This is a genomic window from Rathayibacter sp. VKM Ac-2762 (assembly GCF_009866585.1).
Lineage (GTDB): Bacteria > Actinomycetota > Actinomycetes > Actinomycetales > Microbacteriaceae > Rathayibacter.
The window spans coordinates 3,248,426-3,269,851 of record NZ_CP047419.1 but is presented as its reverse complement, the minus strand read 5'-3'; the positions used below and the strand labels follow the sequence as shown (position 1 = coordinate 3,269,851).

The window sequence follows — 21,426 nt, the reverse complement described above, 5'->3', positions numbered from 1 at the left end:
TCCGGCAGACGCGTGTTTCACCCGCGGAGGCCGAGTCGAGCGGGTACCGCACACTCGTGCGGACTCTGACGACGCCGGCCCCGGTCGGCGTCATTAACACATAAGGAAAAGAAATGCCTACTGGCACCGTTAAGTGGTTCAACTCCGAAAAGGGCTTCGGCTTCATCGCTCCCGACGACGGAGGCGCCGACGTGTTCGCGCACTTCTCCGCCATCGCGAAGCAGGGCTACCGCGAGCTCGTCGAGAACCAGCACGTCGAGTACGACGTCGAGCAGGGCCGCAAGGGCCCGCAGGCCGCGAACATCCGCGGCGTCGGCGAGTAATCTCCGACTTCCGACGCCCCGTCGACCAGGATCCCCGGATCCGGTCGGCGGGGCGTCCGTCGTTGACGGGGTGATCCCGCCCCCGGCCGGCGGAGGCGAAACCCGTGTCACCCCTCCGGGCCGCAGGATCGGTATCCTCTCCGTGGCGGCTCCCGAGCTCACGGAGCCCGCGACGCCGTCCGGGACTCCGGCGCGTCGGCACGACTTCACGGCGGAGACAATGGGACGACTGATCTACGGACCGCAATCACTCGAGATCGACTTCGAGGACCGGCTCCTCGCGCACCTCAAGGTCGCGATGTTCACCAAGATGCGGCGGAACGAGTCGTTCAGCCTCTCCTGGAGCGAGCCGGAGTCGTCCGGCTACGGCCGCAGCTCCGTCTGGGTGCACCCGACGACTCCGCTGCACTTCCGATTCCACGGCAGCAAGCGCCCGTCGCTCAACCGCCTGTGGATCGAGCAGTTCATCGCGAGCGCGAACAACACCGGCGAGATGACCGTGGTGCCGGAGCCGGCCGAGGGCTCCTGACCCGCGACGCTCCTCAGACCACGAGCGGCCGGGCCGTGTGCACGAGCTCCTCGTGCGGCAGGGCCCGGAGGCGCTCGGCGATCTCGGCACGGGCGCCCGCGTCGACCGACGCCCGGGCGTGCTCCTGCGGCCGCAGTGGCGTGAGGGTGACCAGGTCGGCGTGACCGGTCGCCAGGTCGAGCCGCTCGGGCAGGCCGGGGCTGCGCAGGCCCAGGAGGACACCGACGGTGCCCTGCTCGTCGGTCCAGGCGGGCGGCGCCGCGACGTTCGCGAGCCGCGCCGTGTCGAGGGAGCTGCGGCAGCACACCCCCTGCAGGGCGGCCCGTCGGGCGGCCTCGTACAGCAGGCGGAAGTGCCAGTGGTTCCAGAGCTCGGCGGTGGGGACGCCGCGGACGGCGGACGTCTCGAGGCACAGCTCGAGGCCGAGACCGGTGCCGGGATACGCGAGCCGGTCGAAGGGGTCGCTCAGCCCGTCGGTCGCGAGCACCACGGAGGTGCCGCGGTCCACGCGCAGGAACGCACGGTGATCGGTGGGCCAGCGCGCGCCGCCGCGGACGCCGGGATCCTCGGTCGAGACGACGACGGTGCGATCCAGCGCACCCACTCCGCGCCAGGCGTCGGCCCGGTCCTCCGCCACCGCCTCGGCCAGCGCCCGCCTCTCGTCCTCGGTCCATCGGACCTCACGAGTGCGGTTCAGGAACAACGACATGGGACTCCCCGTCCGCGCGACCGGCGTGCCGCGCTCCCGGAACGCTACGGCGCCCACCCCTGCTCCTCCTCCGAGCAACCGGAACGCCAGCTGTGTGCGGTGTTCACTCCCGCGGCGGTCCCCGCCCGCCGCGGCGCGGTCGGCTCCCAGGAAAGGCCGGGCAGGTGGAGCGGGTCGCGACCGGCTACGCCGAAACGCTGGAACGCGTTTCGACGGTTCGCCTCACGGCGGTGTTCGTTACCGCGGCGGTCCCCGCCCGCCGCGACGCGGTCGGCTCCCGCAAACGGCCGGGCAGGTGGAGCGTGTCGCGACCGGCTACGCCGAAACGCTGGAACGCGTTTCGACGGTTCGCCTCACGGCGCGCCGCCGTGGCCGTGGATGGAGGAGTCGATGGCCCGCGCGGCCGGGCGTCCACCGCCGCTGTGTCCGCGAGGCGAACCGGCGGAACGCGTGTCAGCGTTCCGTCGTAGCTGGACGCAGGACGCTCCACCCGCCCGGCCATCCCAGGTAGCCGACTGCGCCGCGGCGGGCGGGGACCGCCGCGGAAGGAGGCTCAACCCAGCGGGTTGATGCCGTTGGTGCGCCAGCGCTCGTCGGCGAGCTGGCCGGGGGTGCCGGCGCTCGCGTTCTTGCCCAGGGGCTCGCCGCCCTCGATCGCGTCGGCGCCGAGCGCGGTGCCGGCTCCCTCGGCGGTGCTGCCGGGGGGAAGCAGGCCCTCCTCGTCCTCGCGGGGGCCGACCTCGTCCTCGGGGGCGTTCTCGGAGCCGCTCTCGCTCATCGGGTCGTAGCCGTGGTCCGGGTCGCGGCTCTCGTCGGCCGTCGTGTTCTCCTCGACCTCGGCGTCGGCGGGATGGACGTCGTCGGCCTTCTCCGCATCGGTGGAGGGGGTGGCCTCGAAGCCTGCGAACTCGGGGCTGTCGTCTGCGCTCATGGCCGCCACGGTAGCACCGGCCCCGCGGGCACCGGAGGGGGTTCCGCCGGGCGCCCGCGACGCCTCCGCTCAGCGGCCACGCCCTAGGCTCGGGGGGGCTGGCACGGACGACGGGAGCGACATGCGACGACTCGGGTACGACAGGTTCGGCGGGCCCGATCTGCTCTCGTGGCGGGAAGCGCCGGTGCCCATGCCGGGTCGCGGCGAGGTCCTGGTGCGCACGCGCGCGGCGAGCATCAACGCGACCGACGAGAAGATCCTGTCCGGCTCCGCGCGGATCATGGCCTTCGGCCGCTCCCGTCCCTACGGGTTCGGCCTCGACATCGCCGGCACCGTCGAGGCGCTCGGCCCGGGGTCGCACTCGGTCGCGATCGGCGACCGCGTGGTGGGGATGACCCGCGACGGCGACGCCTTCGCCGACGCGTCCATCGCGCGCAGCCGCTCGCTCGTCCCGATGCCCGACTCCCTCGGCTTCGTCGAGGCCGTCACGCTCGCGATGTCGGGCGGCACCGCGGTGGGCCTGGTGGACGCACTGCACGTGCGCGCCGGCGAGCGCGTCCTCGTCAGCGGCGGCTCGGGAGCCATCGGCGATCCGACGATCCAGCTGCTGGTGCGGGCGGGCTGCACGGTCGCGGCCACCGGCTCGGCCGCCTCCGCCGACCTGCTCCGCTCGCTCGGCGCCGAGCCGCACGACTACCGCGCGCTCGACCTCGGGGTGCTGGGCGGCCGCTTCGACGTGGTCGTCGACGTCTCCGGCCACCTGCCGGTCGACGACGCGGCGATCCTCCTGGCCGAGGGCGGACGCATCGCGACGCTGGTGCCGAGCGGTCCGGCGCTGGTCTCGCAGGCGACGGGCCTCGTCCGCCGCGACCGCCCGCGGGTGCGCAACATGATCGTGGTGGCGACGGCGGAGCGGATCGGGCGCGCGGTCTCGCTCGCCGCCTCCGGCGAGCTGCGGCCCCGGCCGGGCGCCGTGCATCCGCTGGGCGACGTCGTCGACGTGCTGTCGCGCCGAGCGACCGGCGCCGACCGCACGATCGGCAAGATCGTCTTCACCGCCGACGACTCGGCTCCGCTGAGCTGACCTCCGGCTCCTCCTCCTCTGCCGGGCGGCCGAGCGAGAGCGTGGCCAGGAAGCCGACGGCGAGGAACCCGGCGGCCGCGAAGGCGGCGTAGCGGGTGCCGTCCGAGAACGCCTCGCCCGCCGCCCGGGCCGCGTCGGCGGTGGCCGGTGAGGCGGCCAGCCCCGCGATCGCCGCACCGGAGGAGTCGACCACCGCGTCGACGGTGGTCGCCACCTGCTCCGCGGGGAGGCCCTGCTGCTCGAGCGAGGTCGTGAGGACCCCCGCGGTCGAGGTGTAGAGGATCGTCCCGAGCACGGCGATGCCGAGGGCGGAGCCGATCTGCCGTGCGGTCGACTGCGTGCCCGAGCCCTGCCCGCTGAGCTCGACGGGAACGTCCCGGAGCACGACCCCGGTCAGCTGCGCCGTCGCGAGGCCGACGCCGAAGCCGTAGACGGCGAGGAACGGGACGAGGGCCCACCACGGGGTGGAGTCGGAGACGACCAGGCCGATGCCCGCGACGCCGACGATCTCGGCCGCGAGACCCACCCGCACGATCAGCACCGGCGCGACCCTGTTGCCGAAGGCGCCGGCGAAGCCCGAGGCGACGAAGGAGCCGAGCGCGAGCGCGAGGAGCACCAGGCCGGTCTGCACGGCCGTGTAGCCGAGGACGCTCTGGAGCCAGATCGGCAGCGCCAGGATGATCCCGAACTCGCCGAGCGAGACGATCATCGCGGCGAGGTTGCCGTTGCGGAACGAGGCGAGGCGGAAGAGCCCGATCGCGAGCATCGCCGAGCGCCCGGCGCGCTCGCGGGCCCGCGCCCAGAGGACGAAGGCGACCCCGGCGAGCACCGCGACGGCGAACGCGATCGGGACCGGCGAGAGGCCGAGCGGCCAGCTCCAGCCGCCGACGCTCAGCGGCTCGTCGACGCCCCACCAGCCGAGGGTGCGCCCCTCGATGAGGGCGAACACCAGGGAGGCGGAGGCGATGATCGAGAGCGCGGCGCCGACGAGGTCGACCCGCCGCCCGTCGGGCTGCCGCGACTCGTCGACGAACAGCAGCGCTCCGACCACGATGATCACGCCGAGCGGGATGTTGATGCCGAACGCCCAGCGCCACGAGAAGTCGGTGGTGAGCCAGCCGCCGAGCAGCGGGCCGACCGCGGTCATGCCGCCGATGGTCGAGCCCCAGACGGCGAAGGCGATAGCGCGCTCGCGCCCGCGGAAGGTGGCGTTGATCAGCGAGAGGGTCGTCGGCAGCACCATCGCTCCTCCGACGCCCTGAACGACCCGGGAGAGGATCAGCAGGTCGCCGGTCGGAGCGAGGGCCGCCGCGACGGAGGAGAGCGCGAAGAGCGAGACGCCGACGATCAGCATGCGGCGCCGGCCCCAGCGGTCGGCGAGGGTGCCGAAGACCAGCAGGAGCGCGGCGAACACGAGCGTGTACGACTCCTGCACCCACTGCACCTGGGTCGAGGTGATCCCGAGATCGGCGACGATCGACGGGATGGCGACGTTGACGATGGTCGAGTCGACGATGATCGTCGCCACTCCGAGGCTGATGACGACCAGCCCGATCCACTTGCGGTTGCGCACGACGCTCTCCTCCGACGATTTAGTAAGCCAGCTGACTATATGCCCGCGGAAGGCGCGGTGTCGAAGGGAGGGCCTGGAAGATTAGCGGGAGGCGGGCGCGGCGACAAGGGCGCGAAGCTCTCGGAGCCGCCCGGTCAGGATGGACGCATGCCCGCATCCCCCCGTTCCTTCCCGTATCCCCTCGGCGTCTCCCTCCGCGGCGACGCCGGCGCCAACGTCGCCGTCTACTCCGAGACCGCGGACAGCGTCGAGGTCTGCCTCTTCGACGAGTCCGGAGCAGAGACCCGCGTCGCCCTCACCGAGCGGACCGGCCACGTCTTCCACGGCCTCGTCCCCGAGATGGGCATCGGCACCCGCTACGGACTGCGCGTCGACGGCCCCTGGGACCCCGCCAACGGCCTCCGCCACAACGCCGCCAAGCTCCTCCTCGACCCGCACGCCACCGCGATCGAGGGCTCGTACACCTGGTCCGAGGACGTCTTCGGCCAGTTCTACGAGGACGCCGACTCCCGCAACGACGCCGACTCCGCGCACGCGGTCCCCCGCTGCGTCGTCACCGACCCCGACTCCTTCGACTGGAGCGGCGACACCGCGCCGCGCATCCCGCTCGAGGAGACCGTCGTCTACGAGGTGCACGTGAAGGGCTTCACGAAGCTGCACACAGACGTGCCCGAGGACATCCGCGGCACCTACCGCGGCCTCGCGCACCCCGCCGCGATCAAGCACTTCACCGACCTGGGCGTGACCTCGGTCGAGCTGCTCCCCGTGCACCAGTTCGTGCAGGACTCGCACCTCGAGGAGAAGGGCCTGCGCAACTACTGGGGCTACAACTCCCTCGGCTTCTTCGCGCCGCACAACGAGTACTCGCACGCCGGGGACGACGGCTCGCAGGTCGACGAGTTCAAGGCCATGGTCAAGGCGTTCCACGAGGCCGGCCTCGAGGTCATCCTCGACGTGGTCTACAACCACACCGCCGAGGGCAACGACAAGGGCCCCACCCTCTCGTTCAAGGGCATCGACAACGGCTCCTACTACCGACTGGTGGAGGAGGACCGCGCGAACTACTTCGACACCACCGGCACCGGCAACAGCCTCAACGTCGCGCACCCGGCCGCGCTCGGCCTGATCATGGACTCGCTGCGCTACTGGGTGACCGAGATGCACATCGACGGCTTCCGCTTCGACCTCGCCACCACCCTCACCCGCCAGACCGGTGAGGCCGAGGTGCACAGCGCCTTCCTCGACCTGATCGCGCAGGACCCGGTGCTCGCGCCCGTCAAGATGATCGCCGAGCCGTGGGACACCGCCGGCTACCAGGTCGGCGGCTTCCCCGCGGACTGGTCGGAGTGGAACGGGAAGTTCCGCGACGACGTGCGCGACTTCTGGAACGGCGCCGACTCGGTGCTCGGCACGACCGCGCAGCGCGTCCTCGGCTCCCCCGACGTGTACGAGGCCGACCGCCGCTCGCCGGTCTCCAGCATCAACTTCGTCACCGCGCACGACGGCTTCACCCTCGCCGACCTCACCGCATACTCGCGCAAGCACAACGCGGCCAACGGCGAGGACAACAACGACGGCGAGAGCGACAACCGCTCCTCCAACAACGGCGCCGAGGGCCCGACCGAGAACGAGGCGGTCAACGAGCGCCGCGACCGCATGCGCCGCAACTTCCTCGCGACGCTGCTGCTCTCGGCCGGCGTGCCGATGATCCTGGGCGGCGACGAGATCGCCCGCACGCAGGGCGGCAACAACAACGCCTACTGCCAGGACGACGAGATCTCGTGGTTCGACTGGGAGAACGCGGACCGCGAGCTGCTCGCCTTCACCCGCGAGCTGATCGCCCTCCGCGCCGCGGAGCCGGCGCTGCGCCCGAAGTGGTTCCGCCGCGCCCCCGGCGACGGCGGCCCCGACACGGTCGACATCCTCCGCTCCGACGCGCAGGGCTTCGCCGACGAGGACTGGGACAACCCCGACGCCCGCTCGATCACCTTCGTGTTCGAGCACGAGGGCAGCGCGAGCTTCGCCCTGCTGCTGAACGCGGCGGAGAACGGCGTCGAGTTCACCGTTCCCGAGGCGCCCGGCGCCGAGTGGACGCTGGCCGCCTCGAGCGACCCGGAGCAGGTCGTCGAGGGCGAGGTCACCACGCTGATCGTCCGCGACGGCTCGTTCACGCTGCTGCGCTCGGCCTCCTGATGACCGGCCGGACCCCGCGGCTCCTCCGCTTCGGCGGGCGCATCGCGGGGTTCGGCACGTCCTCGGGCACAAGGATCGTGCTGGGCCTCTGGGAGGACACCCCCTTCGGCCCGTTCGCCGACGCGATGGTCGAGGACGGCGACGGCCACCGCCTCCTGATCGCACCGACCCGCGAGGTCGCGGACTTCATCGGGTCGACGTACGCGTTCGACGAGGTGCGGATCGCGCCGGTGTCGTGGCGGAGGATCGCGGGCGGCCTGTCCGTCGCGGCCGGACCGCTCGCGGTGCGACTGGAGCTCGGCGGTCTCACTGCGCTCGGCCGGCTGCTGCGGATCGTTCCGCGACCGCTCGCCGAGCACCCGGCATGGCTGACCGCGATCTCGCCGGTCGCCTCCCTGCTCGTCCGCGGGGTCAGCACGGCCGGGTCGGCCGGGCACGGACGCCGCGAGTACTACGGCGTGCGGGCGATCCGCCGCGTCGAGGGGGTCCACGCGGTGCTGGCGGAGGAGGACCTCGGCCCGCTGCGCCCGCTCTCGCCGCCCGTGCGGTTCGGCTTCTCGTCGGCGCCCGCCGCCCCGGCGATCGTCGACGTCACCACCACCATCGCGCTCCCGCGCGAGGGGACCACCGCGCTCCGGCGCGACCGAGAGAGAGGAGCCGCCTCGTGAAGAAGGGCGACAAGATCAGCTGGAACACCTCCCAGGGCGAGACCCACGGCGAGCTGGTCGAGAAGAAGACGAAGGAGTTCCAGTTCGAGGGGCAGAAGTTCAACGCCTCGGACGACGAGCCCTACTGGATCGTGCAGAGCGACAAGACCGACGCGAAGGCCGCGCACAAGGAGTCGTCGCTGACGAAGAAGTGAGCGGGCGCAGGCCGAGCGGCTGCGGGCCGGGCTCCGGATCCACTCCGGGGCCCGGCCCGCACCCGTCTCACGCGATGCGGATGAGCTTCTTGTTCACGAACTCCTCGAGGGCGGGGCGGCCCATCTCGCGGCCGGTGCCCGAGCGCTTCACGCCGCCGAAGGGCAGCTCGGCCGCGTCGCCGAGGACGAGGTTGATCCAGACCATGCCCGCGTCGATCCGGTCCGCCAGGCGCAGCGCCTGCTCCTGGTCGGTCGTGTAGAGGTAGGAGCCGAGGCCGTAGGGGGTGTCGTTCGCGAGGGCGATCGCCTCGTCCTCGTCGCGGACGCGGTAGAGCGCGGCGACGGGGCCGAAGAACTCCTCGCGGTAGGCGTCCATCTCGGGCGTGACGCCCTCGAGCACGGCGGGCGGGAAGAAGTTGCCGGTCACCTCGCCGCTGGCGCGGACGGTGGCCCCCTGCTCGCGCGCGGCCGCCAGCTGCGCCTCGAGGCGCTCCGTCGCGGCGGAGGAGGAGAGCGGGCCGAGGAGGGTGCCCTCTGCGAACGGATCGGCCGGCTGGGCGCGGGTGAACGCCTCCGTGAACTTCTCGGCGAACGCGTCGTACAGCTCGTCGATCACGATGAAGCGCTTCGCGGCGTTGCAGGACTGGCCGTTGTTGTCCAGACGCGCGGCGACCGCGTCCTCGACCGCCTTGTCGAGGTCGTCGGTCGACAGGAGCACGAACGGGTCGGAGCCGCCGAGCTCGAGCACGACCTTCTTCAGGTGTCGGCCCGCGAGCTCCGCGACGGCCGCGCCGGCCCGCTCGGAGCCGGTGACGGAGACGCCCTGGACCCGGGGGTCGGCGATGACGGTCGCGGCCTGCTCGTTCGTGGCGTAGAGGTTCACGTAGACGCCGGCGGGCGCGCCCAGCTCCTCGGCCGCGGTGCGGAACATGTCGGCGATGGCGGCGGCCGATTCCGGGCACTGCGGCGCGTGCTTGAGCAGGATCGTGTTGCCCGCGACCACGTTCGGGCCGGCGAAGCGGGCCACCTGGTAGTAGGGGAAGTTCCACGGCATGATGCCCAGCAGCACGCCCAGCCCGGCACGGCGGATCAGCGCGGAGCCGGTGCCCTCGGCGAGCTCGATCGGCTCGTCGGCCAGGAAGGCCTCGCCGTTCTCGGCGTAGTAGCGGTAGATGTCGGCGGCGAAGCCGACCTCGCCCTGCGCCTGGTCGAGCGGCTTGCCCATCTCGCGGACGATGATCGCCGCGAGCTCGTCGGCGCGCTCGACGTGCAGCTCTGCCACCCGGGCGATCAGCGCCGCGCGGGTCGCGACGGGCACGGTCCGCGACCACGAGGAGTACGCGTCCTGCGCCGAGCCGATCGCCGCGGTCAGCTCGGCGTCGCCGAGGGTCGGGTACTCGCGGAGGGTCTCCCCCGTGGCCGGGTCGATCACGGCGTAGTGGGTGCTCATGCGGGCTGTGCTCCTTCGCTGCGGGGGGCCGGTGCGATCGCGCCGTCCTCGTCGATGATCTCCTGTGCCAGGCGCCTGCCGACGCGGATGGCGCCGTCGACGTGCTGGTAGCCCTCGGCGGCGAGGTCGCTCGTGCCGAAGCGGAGCGGACCCACCGGCTCCAGCTGCAGCGCGCCGTACCGGGTCAGCCCGCCCAGGTCGAAGCTCGCGGCGTACGCGCCCTGCGTCCACTCCTCGGACGCCCAGTCGCTCTCGTAGTAGACGACCGGATCGAGTGCGGCCGGGCCGAAGTAGGCGGCGAGCGAGTCGAGGATCGCGGCCTTCCGCTCCGTCTCGTCGAGCGCGAGCACGCGGTCGGCCTTCTCGTCCGAGACGAAGCCGACCAGGGTGCCGCGCTCCTCCCCGTGGTTCGAGTTGTCGTAGGCCTCGTGGACGAGCGAGTGCGGGCTGAACGCGGTGCCGGAGAGGCCGTCGGCGCGCCAGAAGGGCGTGGCGTACGTGGCGTGCACCTTGATCACGAGGCCGAGCGACTGGTGCTGCAGGGCCTGCTGCCGCAGGCGCGGGAGCGGCGGGTCGAACGAGATGCGGCCGACGAGGTTCGGCGGCACGGCGACGATCGCGCGGCGGGCGCGGAGGACGACGCCGTCGGCGCGCACCTCGACGCCGTCGTCGCCGTAGCGGACGGAGCGGACCGGGTGCCCGAGCAGGACGCGCTCGGCGCCGAGGCGCTCGGCGAGCCGCTCCGGGACCTGCTGGAGGCCGCCGATCACGCGCTTGTCGAGGATGAAGTCGGCGTCGACCAGGTTGCTGAAGCTCCCCGCGCTCGCGGCCATGAGGAGCGCCTGGAGGAGGGAGAAGGCGTGCGCCGGCTTGGTGAGCATGGCGTCGGCGAGGAAGAGGGCGATGTTGGCCCGCGCCTCCTCGTCGTCGCTCTGCTGCTCCAGCCAGGCGGCGAAGGTGATGCGGTCGTAGTCGCGGGCGAGCGGATGCGTCCAGGGCGCCGCCGGGTCCGTCTCGGCGACGAGGCGGTCGAGCACCTCGATCAGACGGGAGATCTCGGACTCGGTGCGCTCGCTCCCCGGGAAGATGTCGCCGGTGAAGCGTCGAGCGGAGCCGTCGGCGCCGATGTAGACGCTCTCGCCCTCGCGGTAGCGGGAGTAGCTGCCGAGGCCGAGCTCGTCGAGGGTCTCGAGGAGCGCCGTCTGGTCCGGCGAGACCCACTGGCCGCCGAGCTCGAGGAGCTGCCCGTCGACCACGCGGGTCTCGAGCCGCCCGCCCACGCGCTCGCGCGCCTCGACGACGACGACGTCGAGCCCGTGCTGCTGCAGCCGGAGCGCCGCGGTGAGTCCGGTGGCACCGGCTCCGATCACGACGACGTCGTGCTCGCTGGGGGACATGACTTCTCTTTCCGTCGGTGATCGCGGGAGTGGACGCGCGAATACGGACGATCCTGTCACAGAAGCGGAGGAGAACGTCAGTGAGTGCGCCCGATGGAGGGCGGACTCGGAGCGCCCTCCACTGAACTACATAGGCGTGCTATATTGTTTCTCGTGCCCGACCCCAGTGCCCCCGTGCGTCTCGCCTCCGCCGCCACCGCCCTCACGCGGTTCGCGGGCCGGGCGAGCGGCGCGACCGGGCTCGGTGCGCAGTCCGGAGCCGTCTGGTCGACGCTCGCCGAGCTGCGCACCGCCTCCCCCTCCCGCCTCGGCGAGCTCGCCGAGCGGGTCCGCGTCACCCAGCCGACGATGACCGGCATCATCGCCCGGCTCGACGAGGCCGGCTGGATCCGCCGCGTCCACGACGCCGGCGACGGCCGCGCCTGGCTGATCGAGGGCACTCCCGCCGGCTTCGACGCCCTCGCCGAGCACCGTCTCCGCCTCGAGGCCGCCCTGGCCCCGCTGTTCGAGGACCTCGACGAGGACGACCGCCTCGCCCTCGAGCGCGCCGCGACCCTCGTCGAGGCCCGCGTCGCCCGGATCGCCGGCACCCCCGTCCCCTCCTCCCCCGAGAAAGGCCCCACGCCGTGACCACCTCCCCCCACTCGCCCGCCCAGGGCTCGATCCTGAAGCAGCCGCTGGCCGTCTGGGCCGTCGCCTTCGCCGCGGTGATCGCCTTCATGGGGATCGGCCTGGTCGACCCGATCCTCCCGGCCATCGCCGAGAGCCTGCAGGCGACTCCGACCGAGACCTCGCTGCTCTTCACGAGCTACCTCGTCATCACCGGCGTCGTGATGTTCTTCACCAGCTGGCTCTCCAGCCGCATCGGCGCCAAGAAGACCCTCATGATCGGCCTGGTGCTGATCGTGGTGTTCGCCGCGCTCGCCGGCACGGCGGGCAGTGTCGAGGGCGTCATCGGCTTCCGCGCGGGCTGGGGCTTCGGCAACGCGCTGTTCATCTCGACCGCCCTGTCGACCATCGTCGGCGCGGCGAGCGGAGGCTCCTCCGCGGCGATCGTGCTCTACGAGGCCGCTCTGGGCATCGGCATCGCCGTCGGCCCGCTGCTCGGCGGGCTCCTCGGCAGCGTCTCGTGGCGCGGTCCGTTCTTCGGCACCGCCGTGCTGATGGCCGTCGGCTTCATCGCCATCGCGACGCTCCTGCGGGAGGACGGCCCCAAGCCCGCTCCGACTCCGCTCTCGGCGCCCTTCGCGGCCCTCAAGGTCCCGGCCATCCGCACGCTGGCGGGCGCCGCCCTGTTCTACAACATCGGCTTCTTCGTGCTGCTCGCCTACACGCCCTACCCGCTCGGGCTGGACGAGATGGGCCTCGGCTTCACGTTCTTCGGCTGGGGCCTGGGCGTGGCGGTCACCTCCGTGTTCGTCGCTCCGCTGCTCACCCGGCGCCTCCCGCGCACCGTCGTGCTGCGCTCGGTGCTGCTGCTGCTCGCGCTCGACCTGATCGCCGGCGGCCTCGTGATCTCGTCCCGTGTCGGCCTGATCGTCTGCATCATCGTCGGCGGCCTGCTGCTCGGAGTCGTCAACACGGTGCTCACCGAGTGCGTGATGGAGGCGACCGACCTGCCCCGCTCGGTCGCCTCGTCCGCCTACTCCGGCGTCCGCTTCCTCGGCGGCGCGATCGCCCCGCCCGCCGCGTCCGCCCTGGCCGCCGCGATCTCGCCGGCCTTCCCGATGTACGCCGCAGCCGGAGCCGTCGCCGTCGCCGCGCTGATCGTGCTGCTCGGACGCCGCACCCTCGCCCGCGCCGACGCCCACGAGCCCGAGCCCGAGCTCGTCGAGGCGCAGGCGATCACGCTCGGCGAGTGACGCGCCCGCACCTGCGCGCGCCAGCTCGCTGAAGGGTCGCGGATGGTCGTCATCCGAGCGGGATGACGGCCGTTCGTGACGCATGGACGCGGTCGAGCGGGGTGGGCGCAGGATCCGGCCTGTGGAGAACCGGTTCACGAGGATCGGGAGGCGGGACAGTGGCCGGATGCACGATCCCTCGCCGCTTCCGATCGGACTCCGCGGCCGCGCCTTCACCGTCGCTGACGCTCGCGCGAGCGGTCTGAGCCGCGGGCGGCTCCGCAGCTCCGACCTCCACCGTCCCTTCCACGGGGTCCGCACCCCCGACCCCGACCCCGACCTGCGCCTGCGCGCGGAGGCGCTCCTCGCGCTGGTCGGTCCGGAGGCGCTCCTGAGCCACGTGACGGCGGCGCGGCTCTGGCCGCTCGACCTCCCGCCCGCCGCTGCGGACGAGCCGGTGCACGTCAGCGTCCGCCGGCCGGGACGCGCTCCCCGGCACCGGAACGTCGTCGGCCACGCCCTCGCCGATCCCGACGTCCGCCGCGTCCTGAGCCGCGGACTGCCCCTCACCGATCCGGCCTCGCTCTTCTGCCATCTCTCCGCGCTCCTCGAGCCGGACGACCTCGTCGCGGTGGGCGACGCGCTGGTGCGCACGCCGGTCGTCGGCGATCCGGCCGATCGACGGCCCTGGGTGCCTCTGCCCGACCTGCGGGAGCGCGTGTCGGCCTTCCGCGGTCGGGGCTCGGTGCGACTCCGCGCCGCACTCGCTCTGGTGCGCGACGGGGCGGACTCGCGGCAGGAGTCGCGGTTCCGGCTCGCCTCGCTCCGGGCGGGGCTCCCGGAGCCGGTGCTGCAGGAGCCGCTGTTCGACTCCGTCGGGGTCTTCGTCGGGCGGCCGGACGGATGGTACCCCGCGGAGCGGGTCGCGTGGGAGTACGAGGGCGACGATCACCGCACCAGCAACCGGCGCTTCGCGCGCGACCTCGGCCGCTACGACGACCTCGCCTCGATCGGCGTCCGCGTCGTCCGCATCGTCGGCGCCGAGTTCGTCCCCCACCCCGAGCGCTCCGTCGAGCGCCTGCGACGAGCACTCGCGGAACGGGCTCCGCATCGACGACCGCCGAGGGGTCGCGAACGGCCGTCATCCGGGCAGGGTGACGACCGTTCGTGACGCCTCACGGGAGGGCGCGCGCTCAGGAGTCAGGGCGCGACCTCGAAGAGGCGCGGGCGCAGCGCGGACGTGCGCGGGTCGGCGGCGCAGGCGGCGAGCGCCGCCGCGAGGACGCCGCGGGCCGGGTGCGGCTCGCGGACGTACACGTCGACGCCGGCGGGCGTGAACGGCGTCCGGGCGAAGCGGGTGAGCGCCCAGCCCGCCTCGTCGTCGGCGGCCACGAACGACCAGCGGCTGCGGGCGAGGAGGGTCAGCGGCTCGACGCCGCGCCAGCGGAAGCCGGACGGATCGTGCGGGTCGGGGGTGTCGATCCCGACCACGTAGTGCGAGCGCGTGCGGCCGCGCCAGCTGACGACGTCGCCGATCCCGCCGGTCGGGAGCGGCGCGTACGTGATCGCCACCCCCGACCGCGAGCGCCAGAGCGGCAGCGAGGAGCCCCGGACGAACCAGGTGCCGCTCGCGAGCGCCCGGGCGTCGATCATCGGAGAGCGTGCTTGATGTTGGTGCGGGCCAGCGCGACGGCCTCGCCCGCTCCTCCGTTCATCACGATCTTCGAGACCGCCAGCGCGAAGCCCTTCACCTGCGCGCCCGTGATCGTGGGCGGGAGCGAGAGGGCGAGCGGATCCGTCACCACGTCGACGAGGACCGGGCCGCCGTCGGCGAGAGCCGAGCGGAGGGCCTCCTCCACGTCGCGCGGGTCCTCGACGCGGATGCCGCGGATGCCGATCGCCTCCGCCACCTTCGCGTAGTCGACCATCGGCACGTCGACAGCGAAGTCCGGGAAGCCGTCGACCAGCATCTCGACCTTCACCAGCCCGAGCGTGGAGTTGTTGAACACGACGATCGTCACGGGCAGCCGGTAGGCGGCGACCGTGACCAGCTCGCCCATCAGCATCGAGAGCCCGCCGTCGCCGCTCAGCGAGACGACCTGGCGACCGGGGTGCGAGAGCTGCGCGCCGACCGCCTGCGGCAGCGCGTTCGCCATCGACCCGTGCATGTACGAGCCGAGCAGGCGCCGCTTCCCGTTGGGGGTGATGTAGCGGGCCTGCCAGACGTTGCCCATGCCGGTGTCGGCGGTGACGATCGCGTCCTCGGAGAGCAGGCCGTCGAGCGTGGACGCGACGAGCTCGGGGTGGATCGGGCTGCGCGTGCCGACCTCGGTGTACTTCCCGACGACTCCGGTGACCAGCTTCTCGTGCTTCTTCAGCGTCTTGTCGAGGAAGCGGTGGTCCTTCCGCTGCACGAGCGGGGTCAGCGCGGTGAGGGTCGCCGCCACGTCGCCGTGGACGGGGTGCGCGACGCTGACGCGGCGTCCGAGCTTCGAGGCGTCGCTGTCGACCTGCGCGATCACCACCTTCGAGGCGTCGGGGAGGAACTGCTCGTAGGGGAAGTCGGTGCCGAGGAGGAGGAGCAGGTCGGCGTCGTGCATGCCGGCGTGCGCCGCTCCGTAGCCGAGGAGGCCCGTCATGCCGACGTCGTAGGGGTTGTCGTACTGGATCCACTCCTTGCCGCGCAGGCTGTGCCCGACGGGCGCGCCCACCAGCTCGGCGAAGGCGACGACCTCGTCGTGCGCGTTCTGCACTCCGGCGCCCGCGAAGATCGCGACGGTCCGCGCCTGGTCGATCGCAGCCGCGAGGGCGCGGACGTCGGCGTCGGCGGGGACCAGGACGGGCGTCGACGGCAGCACGAACGCGGGGAAGCCGTCGACCGCCTCCAGCTCGGCGATGTCGCCGGGGAGGGTGACCACGGCGACTCCGCGGAGCGCCACCGCGCTGCGCATCGCGGCGTTCACGACCCGCGGAGCCTGGGCGGCGGTCGAGATCAGCTCGCGGTAGTTCGAGCACTCGACGAAGAGCCTGTCCGGGTGCGTCTCCTGGAAGTAGGACGAGCCGATCTCGTTGCTGGGGATGTGGCTCGCGATGGCGAGCACCGGGGCGGAGGAGCGGTGCGCGTCGTAGAGGCCGTTGATGAGGTGCAGGTTGCCGGGGCCGCAGCTGCCGGCGCAGACGGCGAGGCGCCCGGTGAGCTGCGCCTCCGCGCCGGCGGCGAAGGCGGCCGCCTCCTCGTTGCGCACGTGGATCCAGTCGATGCCTCCCTTCTCGGATCCGCCGCTGCGGCGCACCGCGTCGACGATCGGATTCAGCGAGTCGCCGACGATCCCGTAGATGCGGGAGACGCCGGCGTCGATGAGCTGAGCGATGAGCTGGTCTGCGACCGTCTTCTGAGCCATGACCCCATTCGACCCGACCGGGCTGAGCGTCCGCTACTCCGGAAAGTGGAGATCCGGATCGAGTGCATCCCCCTCGGGACGGATGCCCTGCACCCCTAGCCTGGGAGCCGTCACAGGAACACCTCCGTGCAGCAGATCCCGGGAGTCGTCATGAACCGCCGCAGAACCGCCCTCGTCCTGGCCGCCGGCGCGGCCCTCACCCTCGGCCTGACCGGCTGCTCGGGCCTGAACGGCCTGATGGGAGGCGAGACCCGCGACGACGAGACCGGGGAGATCACCGAGGGCGGGACGACCGACGTCTTCCAGCTGCGCGTGGGCGACTGCCTGAACGGCGAGCTCAGCGAGGAGGCGACCGAGGTCACCGACGTGCCGACCGTGCCCTGCACCGACCCGCACGTCTACGAGGTGTTCCAGAACCTGACGATGGCCGACGCCGACGAGTACCCGGGCGAGTCCGTCGCGACGGAGCAGGCCGAGACCGACTGCGTCACGGCGTTCGAGTCGTTCACCGGGATCGGCTACCAGGACTCGGCGTACGACTTCAGCTACTACTACCCGACCGCCGAGAGCTGGGGCACGGGCGACCGCACGATCAACTGCATGATCACCGACCCGAACGGGCCGAGCACGGGCACGCTGGCGGGCGTCGCGGCCTGATCGCGATCCCCGCGCGCGGTGGTGCCGGTCCCGCCGAGCGCTCCGCGCGCGGCTGGTGTCAGTCGCGGTCGCGCGCGGGGAACAGGCGCAGCAGCAGGCCGGAGCCGATCCAGACCACGGCGATCCCCGCGACGAGCCAGGAGGCTCCGAGGCCGGACGCCGCTCCCGCCAGCACAGCGCCGACGGCCGCGGCGGTGGAGCGCAGCCCCGCGCCGATCGTGAACACCTGTGAGCGGACGGCGGCGGGGCTCTCCTGGTCGCGCAGCAGCAGCATCGCGGCGTTCGAGGGGGCCGTGAAGACGCCGGCGACCGCGAAGGCGGCGACCGCCACGACGATGCCCAGGTCGGGGACGGCGATCAGGAGGACGGCGCCGGTCGCGATGTAGGCGGCGCCCATGGTCCACGCCGGCGGACGGCGGGTCCAGCGGCGGGCCGCCACGGCGAGGGCGCCCAGCAGGCCGCCCACGGCGAAGGCGGTCAGGATCCACGCGGCGGCGTCGGTGCTGCCCAGCCGCTCCACCGAGAGGCTGATCGCCGCGACTCCTGCCGCTCCGCCCGCGACCTGGCTGAGCGTGCCCGCCGAGGTGACCACCGCGATCGGACGGTGCCGCACGAGGTGGGTGACGCCCGCGACGATCGTCCGCAGCACGCCGACGGTCGGCGCCGGACGGGCCTCCATCGCCAGGCCGAGCGACCCGACGACGCCGATGAGGGCGAGGACCGCCATGGCGAGCATCGCGGTCCGCGCTCCCCCGACTCCGACCGCGAGGCCCACGATGGCCGGCCCGCTGATCGAGGCGACCGTGTACGAGAGCGAGTCCTGCGCGTAGGCGCGGCGCGGCTCCGGGATGGCGCTCGTGACGAAGCTCGACATGCCGCCCATGTAGACGGGCGTCGCGAGCCCCGCGAGGAGCAGCAGCACCACGATGAGCGGCGTCGGCACCTCGCCGAGGAAGGCGGCGACCGCGAAGGCGACGGCGGTCGTGAGCGCGGCGCCGACCAGGAGCCGGCGGGGGCGGCGGACCCGGTCGAGCACCGTGCCGACCAGCGGCGCGGCGATCACGGCGGGGAAGAGCGCCGCTCCGGTCAGGGCGCCGCCGAGCGCGACGTCGCCGAGACGCTCGACGGCGAGAACGGGGAGGGCGACGACCATGCCGGCGCTGGCCAGGCGGAGGGGGATCGACGCGGCCTGGTAGCTGACCGCGCTCATGCGGGACCGGGGATCGACATCACCTCCGATGGTGCCACGGCTGCGGGGCGGGGTCGTTCGGAGAGGCAGGCCACCGGCCTATGAGCGGCCTGCGGCGGCGCGCCCTAGGCGATCGGCGTCCGCGCCGCGAGCTCGGCCGCTGCCGCGACGCCCAGGCGCCAGGGCGCGCCGTGGCCGGGCAGGAGTGTCCGCGCCCCGGTCCCGGCGAGGACCCGCAGCGAGTCGAGGGACTGCGCCGTGTCGGCGGTGGCGGCGCGCGCGACCAGGTGCGGGCCGGTGCGCGCGGAGTAGGGGTCGAGCGTGACCAGCGCGTCTCCGCCGATCACCGCGTCGCGCTCGGGCAGGTGCAGCGAGACGTGCCCGTCGGTGTGCCCCGGAGTCGCGAGCACGCGGGGCGATCCGGGCACGTCGAGCACCGCTCCGGCGGTCAGCGGCAGGGTCCCGTGCACGGGCGGCACCGCGAGCGCGCCCGCACGGGCCATCGCTCCGAGCACCGGGATCGCGGAGGGGTGCAGCAGCGGGTACACGAACGGCGTGCGCTGGCGGCGGTAGGAGTAGGGCTGCGCGGCGAGCGGCTGGTCGGCCGCGTGCAGGTGCACGGGGACGCCCTGCCGGACGAGGCTGCGGGCGACGCCGAGGTGGTCGAAGTGCGCGTGGGTCAGCACGAGGGCGTCGATGTCGCCGAGCGAGCGGCCGAGCACCTCCAGCGCACGCACCAGGTGCGGCCACGTCCTCGGGAGTCCGGCGTCGACGACGGTCAGCCGGCCGGCCTCCTCGATCAGGTAGAGGTTCGTCCAGGCGTGCTCGAGCCGGTGCACTCCGGGTGCGACGTCCCGATGCAGGCTCGCGCCGCCCCCTCGCCGCTGCTGCCGGTGCTGCTGATCGCGCTGCTGCTGCTGCTCGCGCTGCTGCTGCTCCATCGTGCTCCCGCCCCTCCGGGCCCGCGCCCGATCGCGACGACGCTACGAGCGTCTATGACGGATCGGACAGGGCGTTGACGGCGGGGGTCCGCGTCGTGCAGGGCTCAGCGGCGCCGCCCGCGGAGGGCGAGCTGCACCGCGGCGAGCAGGAGGAGGACCGCGAAGAGGATCCCGGACACGCGCGCCGGCAGGAGGAAGGAGAGCGCCACTCCGGCGAAGGAGAACGCCGTGGCGGTGAGCCCGACCACGAGGCCCGCGCGCACGTCGAGCAGGCCTCGCCGGGCGTTCGCGATCGAGCCGGTGACCGCCGTCGGGATCATCGCGGCGAGCGAGGTGCCCTTGGCCAGGAGGTCCGCGAGCCCGAAGGCGCCGACCAGGACCGGCACGGCGATCGCTCCGCCGCCGATGCCGAAGAGGCCGGAGGCGACGCCCATCCCGATGCCGAGCCCCGCGAACCCGGGCCACACGCCCCAGCCCTCGGCGACGGCGCCGGTGTCGTTCGAGCCGAACACGGCCATCCGCACCGCCGCGGCCACGAGCAGCGCCACGAACATCCAGCGCAGCACGCCCAGAGGCAGCCGCGCGAGCAGCCAGGATCCGGCCACCGCCCCGAGCATCGCCGCGGCCGCGATCACCGCCGCCGGGACCCAGGCGACCTGGCCGGCGAGGGCGTAGCCGAACGCACCGGCGACCGAGGTCGGAGCGATCGCGAGCAGCGAGGTGGCGGAGGCGCGGCGCTGGTCCATCCCGGCCCACGCGATCAGCATCGGCACCATCACGATCCCGCCGCCGACGCCGAACGCGCCCGACAGGGTCCCGCCGACCGCGCCGATCAGGGCCAGGACGAGCAGGGCGCGCGGCCGCAGGCGCGAGGCCGGCGCTTCCGGGAGGGGCGCCTGCGGGGCGGTCGCGTCGGTCACGGCTCCATGCCACCACAGCACCGGGCCGAGGGCGAATCGACGGGCGTCGACCGCGTTCCTGAGAGGACCGGCCCGCCCCGGCCCGCCTCTCTGGCAGTTGCCTGGGCGGGCCGGATCCGACCGTGACGTTCGGCGTCGACGGAGCGTCCTACCTGCATACCCCGCCTGATCGAGCGATCGGGCCCCGAGCGAAAGAGGAGACCATGGCCGAGACCACCGCGACCACCACCCGTCAGACCAGCACCGGATCCGGACGCACCGTGATCGAGGACGGCGTCATCGCCAAGGTCGCCGGCATCGCCGCGCGCGAGGTCCCGGGCGTCCACGCCCTCGGCGGAGGAGCGGCCCGAGCGATCGGCGCCATCCGCAATGCGATCGGCAACGACGACCGCGGCCAGGGCGTCAAGGTCGAGGTCGGCGAGCGCCAGGTCGCCGCCGACATCACCATCGTCGCCGAGTACCCCGCGCCGCTGCAGAAGGTCGCCGAGGACGTGCGCTCCGCCGTAGCCGATGCCATCCAGCACATCGCCGGCATGGAGGTCGCCGAGATCAACGTGACCGTCCAGGACGTCCACATCCCCGAGGACGACACCCAGGAGTCCGACCCGCGCGTCGTCTGACCCGTTCCCCCGCACCGACGCCCCGGGCCGAACGGCACCGGGGCGTCGGCGTGTCGGCGACCCTGCGCCGACCCCCGGGGCGTCCCCCGCGCCCCTCCCCGACCGGGAACCCGGCCCCGCACCCCGACGCGGGGCCCCCGCCCCCGAACCCTGACCCGAACAGGAGCGATGACATGGAGAAGTCCTGCGTCCGCCCCCTCGACCTGGACGACGCCGTCGCCCTCGTCGGCATCCTCGCCGCCCTCCAGGCCCTCCTCGACAGCGGCGGCCTCCCCCCTGAGGAGGTCGAGGCCCTGCGCCACGGCCTCGAGCAGGGCGGAGCCCTCCTCCCCGGAAGTGACGAGAACGAGATCGCGACGGCTCTGGGTGGGCTGAACGCCCGCCTGCGTGGGACCATCGGGTGATCGCGCCGCGCTCGACGTTCCCGTAGCCTTCATCCGCGCTCGTGTCGACCCCGGAGACGCGCTCCCCCGCCCACGGGTAGCGTCCGGTCCGGTCCCGCACTCCCACGGGGTCGCTGAACCCCGAGAGCCGGAGGAGATCCGATCGTGAACGGTGACCACTTCGTGCTCTCGACCGCGACGCCGTGGGACGACCGCACAGAGATCATCGGCGTGTACGCCTCCGAGGCGTGGGCCCGCGAGGCCGCGGCCGCATGGCTCGGCTCCCCGGACCGCGAGGCGTTCCCCCGGTGCGTCATCGAGGGCTGGAGCGGCGCGCACCTCCTCGGCCGCGAGGTCGTCGAGGCCCTCGGCGTCGACGACGAGGGCGGCGACGAGTCGCTGGGCGGCCCCCGCAGCCTCTGA

General features: G+C 73.2%; 23 protein-coding genes. 13 read left to right on the top strand and 10 right to left on the bottom strand.

Translation table 11 applies throughout. The annotated features are described in order from the left end of the window. The first annotated feature begins 113 nt into the window (after positions 1-113). Both GTU71_RS15320 and GTU71_RS15315 read left to right on the top strand, forming a co-directional pair. Complete coding sequence (locus GTU71_RS15320) at positions 114-323, top strand: cold-shock protein (RefSeq protein ID WP_055786246.1); 210 nt, start codon at positions 114-116, stop codon at positions 321-323. 220 nt (positions 324-543) lie between these two features. Next, positions 544-852 carry a hypothetical protein gene (locus tag GTU71_RS15315; RefSeq protein WP_104226101.1) on the top strand — a complete coding sequence of 103 codons (309 nt, stop codon included), beginning with the start codon at positions 544-546 and terminating at the stop codon, positions 850-852. A gap of 13 nt (positions 853-865) precedes the next feature. Here GTU71_RS15315 and GTU71_RS15310 read toward each other — a convergent pair whose 3' ends face one another. Further along, a complete protein-coding gene (locus GTU71_RS15310) occupies positions 866-1,561 on the bottom strand; it encodes a hypothetical protein (protein ID WP_159940894.1) in 696 nt (231 codons plus the stop codon). A gap of 553 nt (positions 1,562-2,114) precedes the next feature. Further along, positions 2,115-2,492 (bottom strand): hypothetical protein, encoded by a 378-nt coding sequence (locus tag GTU71_RS15305; RefSeq protein WP_159940892.1) that lies wholly within the window; start codon positions 2,490-2,492, stop codon positions 2,115-2,117. A 121-nt stretch (positions 2,493-2,613) separates the two neighbouring features. Between GTU71_RS15305 and GTU71_RS15300 the strand changes: the two genes are divergently transcribed. Beyond that, positions 2,614-3,576, top strand: a complete 963-nt coding sequence (locus tag GTU71_RS15300; RefSeq protein ID WP_159940890.1) for an NADP-dependent oxidoreductase — start codon at positions 2,614-2,616, stop codon at positions 3,574-3,576. On the opposite strand, the gene GTU71_RS15295 is transcribed toward GTU71_RS15300, so the two are convergent. Further along, on the bottom strand, positions 3,545-5,149 hold the full coding sequence (locus tag GTU71_RS15295) for a DHA2 family efflux MFS transporter permease subunit (RefSeq protein WP_159940888.1): 1,605 nt from the start codon (positions 5,147-5,149) through the stop codon (positions 3,545-3,547). The genes GTU71_RS15300 and GTU71_RS15295 overlap by 32 nt on opposite strands. Positions 5,150-5,296: 147 nt before the next feature. Here GTU71_RS15295 and glgX point away from each other — a divergent pair, with 147 nt between their 5' ends. From glgX to GTU71_RS15280, 3 genes are read left to right on the top strand one after another with little or no spacing between them, the layout of a single operon-like run. Next, positions 5,297-7,342 (top strand): glycogen debranching protein GlgX, encoded by a 2,046-nt coding sequence (gene glgX, locus GTU71_RS15290; protein WP_159940886.1) that lies wholly within the window; start codon positions 5,297-5,299, stop codon positions 7,340-7,342. Continuing rightward, complete coding sequence (locus GTU71_RS15285) at positions 7,342-8,010, top strand: hypothetical protein (protein ID WP_104233046.1); 669 nt, start codon at positions 7,342-7,344, stop codon at positions 8,008-8,010. Before glgX ends, GTU71_RS15285 begins: the two co-directional genes overlap by 1 nt. Further along, positions 8,007-8,204 carry a DUF2945 domain-containing protein gene (locus GTU71_RS15280; protein ID WP_056866275.1) on the top strand — a complete coding sequence of 66 codons (198 nt, stop codon included), beginning with the start codon at positions 8,007-8,009 and terminating at the stop codon, positions 8,202-8,204. Before GTU71_RS15285 ends, GTU71_RS15280 begins: the two co-directional genes overlap by 4 nt. Before the next feature lie 67 nt (positions 8,205-8,271). Here the strand turns inward: GTU71_RS15280 and GTU71_RS15275 are convergent, their stop codons facing one another. Both GTU71_RS15275 and GTU71_RS15270 read right to left on the bottom strand, forming a co-directional pair. Then, complete coding sequence (locus tag GTU71_RS15275; protein ID WP_104226095.1) at positions 8,272-9,654, bottom strand: NAD-dependent succinate-semialdehyde dehydrogenase; 1,383 nt, start codon at positions 9,652-9,654, stop codon at positions 8,272-8,274. Then, positions 9,651-11,051, bottom strand: a complete 1,401-nt coding sequence (locus tag GTU71_RS15270) for an NAD(P)/FAD-dependent oxidoreductase (RefSeq protein WP_159940884.1) — start codon at positions 11,049-11,051, stop codon at positions 9,651-9,653. Before GTU71_RS15270 ends, GTU71_RS15275 begins: the two co-directional genes overlap by 4 nt. Before the next feature lie 153 nt (positions 11,052-11,204). On the opposite strand from GTU71_RS15270, the gene GTU71_RS15265 reads away from it, so the two are divergent. The 3 genes from GTU71_RS15265 to GTU71_RS15255 all read left to right on the top strand — a co-directional run bounded on the left by GTU71_RS15265 (position 11,205) and on the right by GTU71_RS15255 (position 14,063). Next, positions 11,205-11,681 (top strand): MarR family transcriptional regulator, encoded by a 477-nt coding sequence (locus GTU71_RS15265; protein WP_159940882.1) that lies wholly within the window; start codon positions 11,205-11,207, stop codon positions 11,679-11,681. Then, entirely contained in the window at positions 11,678-12,913 is a 1,236-nt protein-coding gene (locus GTU71_RS15260; protein ID WP_104246960.1) for an MFS transporter, read from the top strand. The genes GTU71_RS15265 and GTU71_RS15260 overlap by 4 nt, the downstream gene beginning before the upstream one ends. Before the next feature lie 166 nt (positions 12,914-13,079). Further along, positions 13,080-14,063 carry a hypothetical protein gene (locus GTU71_RS15255; RefSeq protein ID WP_159940880.1) on the top strand — a complete coding sequence of 328 codons (984 nt, stop codon included), beginning with the start codon at positions 13,080-13,082 and terminating at the stop codon, positions 14,061-14,063. Between the two features lie 29 nt (positions 14,064-14,092). Here GTU71_RS15255 and GTU71_RS15250 read toward each other — a convergent pair whose 3' ends face one another. Then, positions 14,093-14,545 carry a hypothetical protein gene (locus GTU71_RS15250; RefSeq protein ID WP_104226090.1) on the bottom strand — a complete coding sequence of 151 codons (453 nt, stop codon included), beginning with the start codon at positions 14,543-14,545 and terminating at the stop codon, positions 14,093-14,095. Then, complete coding sequence (locus GTU71_RS15245) at positions 14,542-16,293, bottom strand: pyruvate dehydrogenase (protein ID WP_104226089.1); 1,752 nt, start codon at positions 16,291-16,293, stop codon at positions 14,542-14,544. Before GTU71_RS15245 ends, GTU71_RS15250 begins: the two co-directional genes overlap by 4 nt. Before the next feature lie 126 nt (positions 16,294-16,419). On the opposite strand from GTU71_RS15245, the gene GTU71_RS15240 reads away from it, so the two are divergent. Beyond that, complete coding sequence (locus GTU71_RS15240; protein WP_244230582.1) at positions 16,420-16,950, top strand: septum formation family protein; 531 nt, start codon at positions 16,420-16,422, stop codon at positions 16,948-16,950. A gap of 58 nt (positions 16,951-17,008) precedes the next feature. On the opposite strand, the gene GTU71_RS15235 is transcribed toward GTU71_RS15240, so the two are convergent. The 3 genes from GTU71_RS15235 to GTU71_RS15225 all read right to left on the bottom strand — a co-directional run bounded on the left by GTU71_RS15235 (position 17,009) and on the right by GTU71_RS15225 (position 20,000). Continuing rightward, a complete protein-coding gene (locus GTU71_RS15235) occupies positions 17,009-18,160 on the bottom strand; it encodes an MFS transporter (RefSeq protein ID WP_159940878.1) in 1,152 nt (383 codons plus the stop codon). A 104-nt stretch (positions 18,161-18,264) separates the two neighbouring features. Next, positions 18,265-19,080 carry an MBL fold metallo-hydrolase gene (locus GTU71_RS15230; RefSeq protein WP_159940876.1) on the bottom strand — a complete coding sequence of 272 codons (816 nt, stop codon included), beginning with the start codon at positions 19,078-19,080 and terminating at the stop codon, positions 18,265-18,267. Between the two features lie 104 nt (positions 19,081-19,184). Then, positions 19,185-20,000, bottom strand: a complete 816-nt coding sequence (locus GTU71_RS15225) for a sulfite exporter TauE/SafE family protein (RefSeq protein ID WP_159940874.1) — start codon at positions 19,998-20,000, stop codon at positions 19,185-19,187. A 203-nt stretch (positions 20,001-20,203) separates the two neighbouring features. Here GTU71_RS15225 and GTU71_RS15220 point away from each other — a divergent pair, with 203 nt between their 5' ends. The 3 genes from GTU71_RS15220 to GTU71_RS15210 all read left to right on the top strand — a co-directional run bounded on the left by GTU71_RS15220 (position 20,204) and on the right by GTU71_RS15210 (position 21,426). Continuing rightward, on the top strand, positions 20,204-20,620 hold the full coding sequence (locus GTU71_RS15220; protein WP_104283097.1) for an Asp23/Gls24 family envelope stress response protein: 417 nt from the start codon (positions 20,204-20,206) through the stop codon (positions 20,618-20,620). A gap of 173 nt (positions 20,621-20,793) precedes the next feature. Continuing rightward, a complete protein-coding gene (locus tag GTU71_RS15215) occupies positions 20,794-21,024 on the top strand; it encodes a hypothetical protein (RefSeq protein ID WP_104225103.1) in 231 nt (76 codons plus the stop codon). A 144-nt stretch (positions 21,025-21,168) separates the two neighbouring features. After that, a complete protein-coding gene (locus GTU71_RS15210; RefSeq protein ID WP_104225104.1) occupies positions 21,169-21,426 on the top strand; it encodes a hypothetical protein in 258 nt (85 codons plus the stop codon).

Excerpts from the sequence above, each read along its gene's own strand:
- GTU71_RS15285 (WP_104233046.1), top strand. The coding sequence starts at position 7,342 with ATGACCGGCCGGACCCCGCGGCTCCTCCGCTTCGGCGGGCGCATCGCG.
- GTU71_RS15275 (WP_104226095.1), bottom strand. The coding sequence starts at position 9,654 with ATGAGCACCCACTACGCCGTGATCGACCCGGCCACGGGGGAGACCCTC.
- GTU71_RS15310 (WP_159940894.1), bottom strand. The coding sequence starts at position 1,561 with ATGTCGTTGTTCCTGAACCGCACTCGTGAGGTCCGATGGACCGAGGAC.
- GTU71_RS15215 (WP_104225103.1), top strand. The coding sequence starts at position 20,794 with ATGGAGAAGTCCTGCGTCCGCCCCCTCGACCTGGACGACGCCGTCGCC.
- GTU71_RS15255 (WP_159940880.1), top strand. The coding sequence starts at position 13,080 with ATGCACGATCCCTCGCCGCTTCCGATCGGACTCCGCGGCCGCGCCTTC.
- GTU71_RS15300 (WP_159940890.1), top strand. The coding sequence starts at position 2,614 with ATGCGACGACTCGGGTACGACAGGTTCGGCGGGCCCGATCTGCTCTCG.
- GTU71_RS15220 (WP_104283097.1), top strand. The coding sequence starts at position 20,204 with ATGGCCGAGACCACCGCGACCACCACCCGTCAGACCAGCACCGGATCC.
- GTU71_RS15315 (WP_104226101.1), top strand. The coding sequence starts at position 544 with ATGGGACGACTGATCTACGGACCGCAATCACTCGAGATCGACTTCGAG.
- GTU71_RS15235 (WP_159940878.1), bottom strand. The coding sequence starts at position 18,160 with ATGAGCGCGGTCAGCTACCAGGCCGCGTCGATCCCCCTCCGCCTGGCC.
- GTU71_RS15230 (WP_159940876.1), bottom strand. The coding sequence starts at position 19,080 with ATGGAGCAGCAGCAGCGCGAGCAGCAGCAGCAGCGCGATCAGCAGCAC.
- GTU71_RS15305 (WP_159940892.1), bottom strand. The coding sequence starts at position 2,492 with ATGAGCGCAGACGACAGCCCCGAGTTCGCAGGCTTCGAGGCCACCCCC.
- GTU71_RS15270 (WP_159940884.1), bottom strand. The coding sequence starts at position 11,051 with ATGTCCCCCAGCGAGCACGACGTCGTCGTGATCGGAGCCGGTGCCACC.
- GTU71_RS15245 (WP_104226089.1), bottom strand. The coding sequence starts at position 16,293 with ATGGCTCAGAAGACGGTCGCAGACCAGCTCATCGCTCAGCTCATCGAC.
- GTU71_RS15320 (WP_055786246.1), top strand. The coding sequence starts at position 114 with ATGCCTACTGGCACCGTTAAGTGGTTCAACTCCGAAAAGGGCTTCGGC.
- GTU71_RS15250 (WP_104226090.1), bottom strand. The coding sequence starts at position 14,545 with ATGATCGACGCCCGGGCGCTCGCGAGCGGCACCTGGTTCGTCCGGGGC.
- glgX (WP_159940886.1), top strand. The coding sequence starts at position 5,297 with ATGCCCGCATCCCCCCGTTCCTTCCCGTATCCCCTCGGCGTCTCCCTC.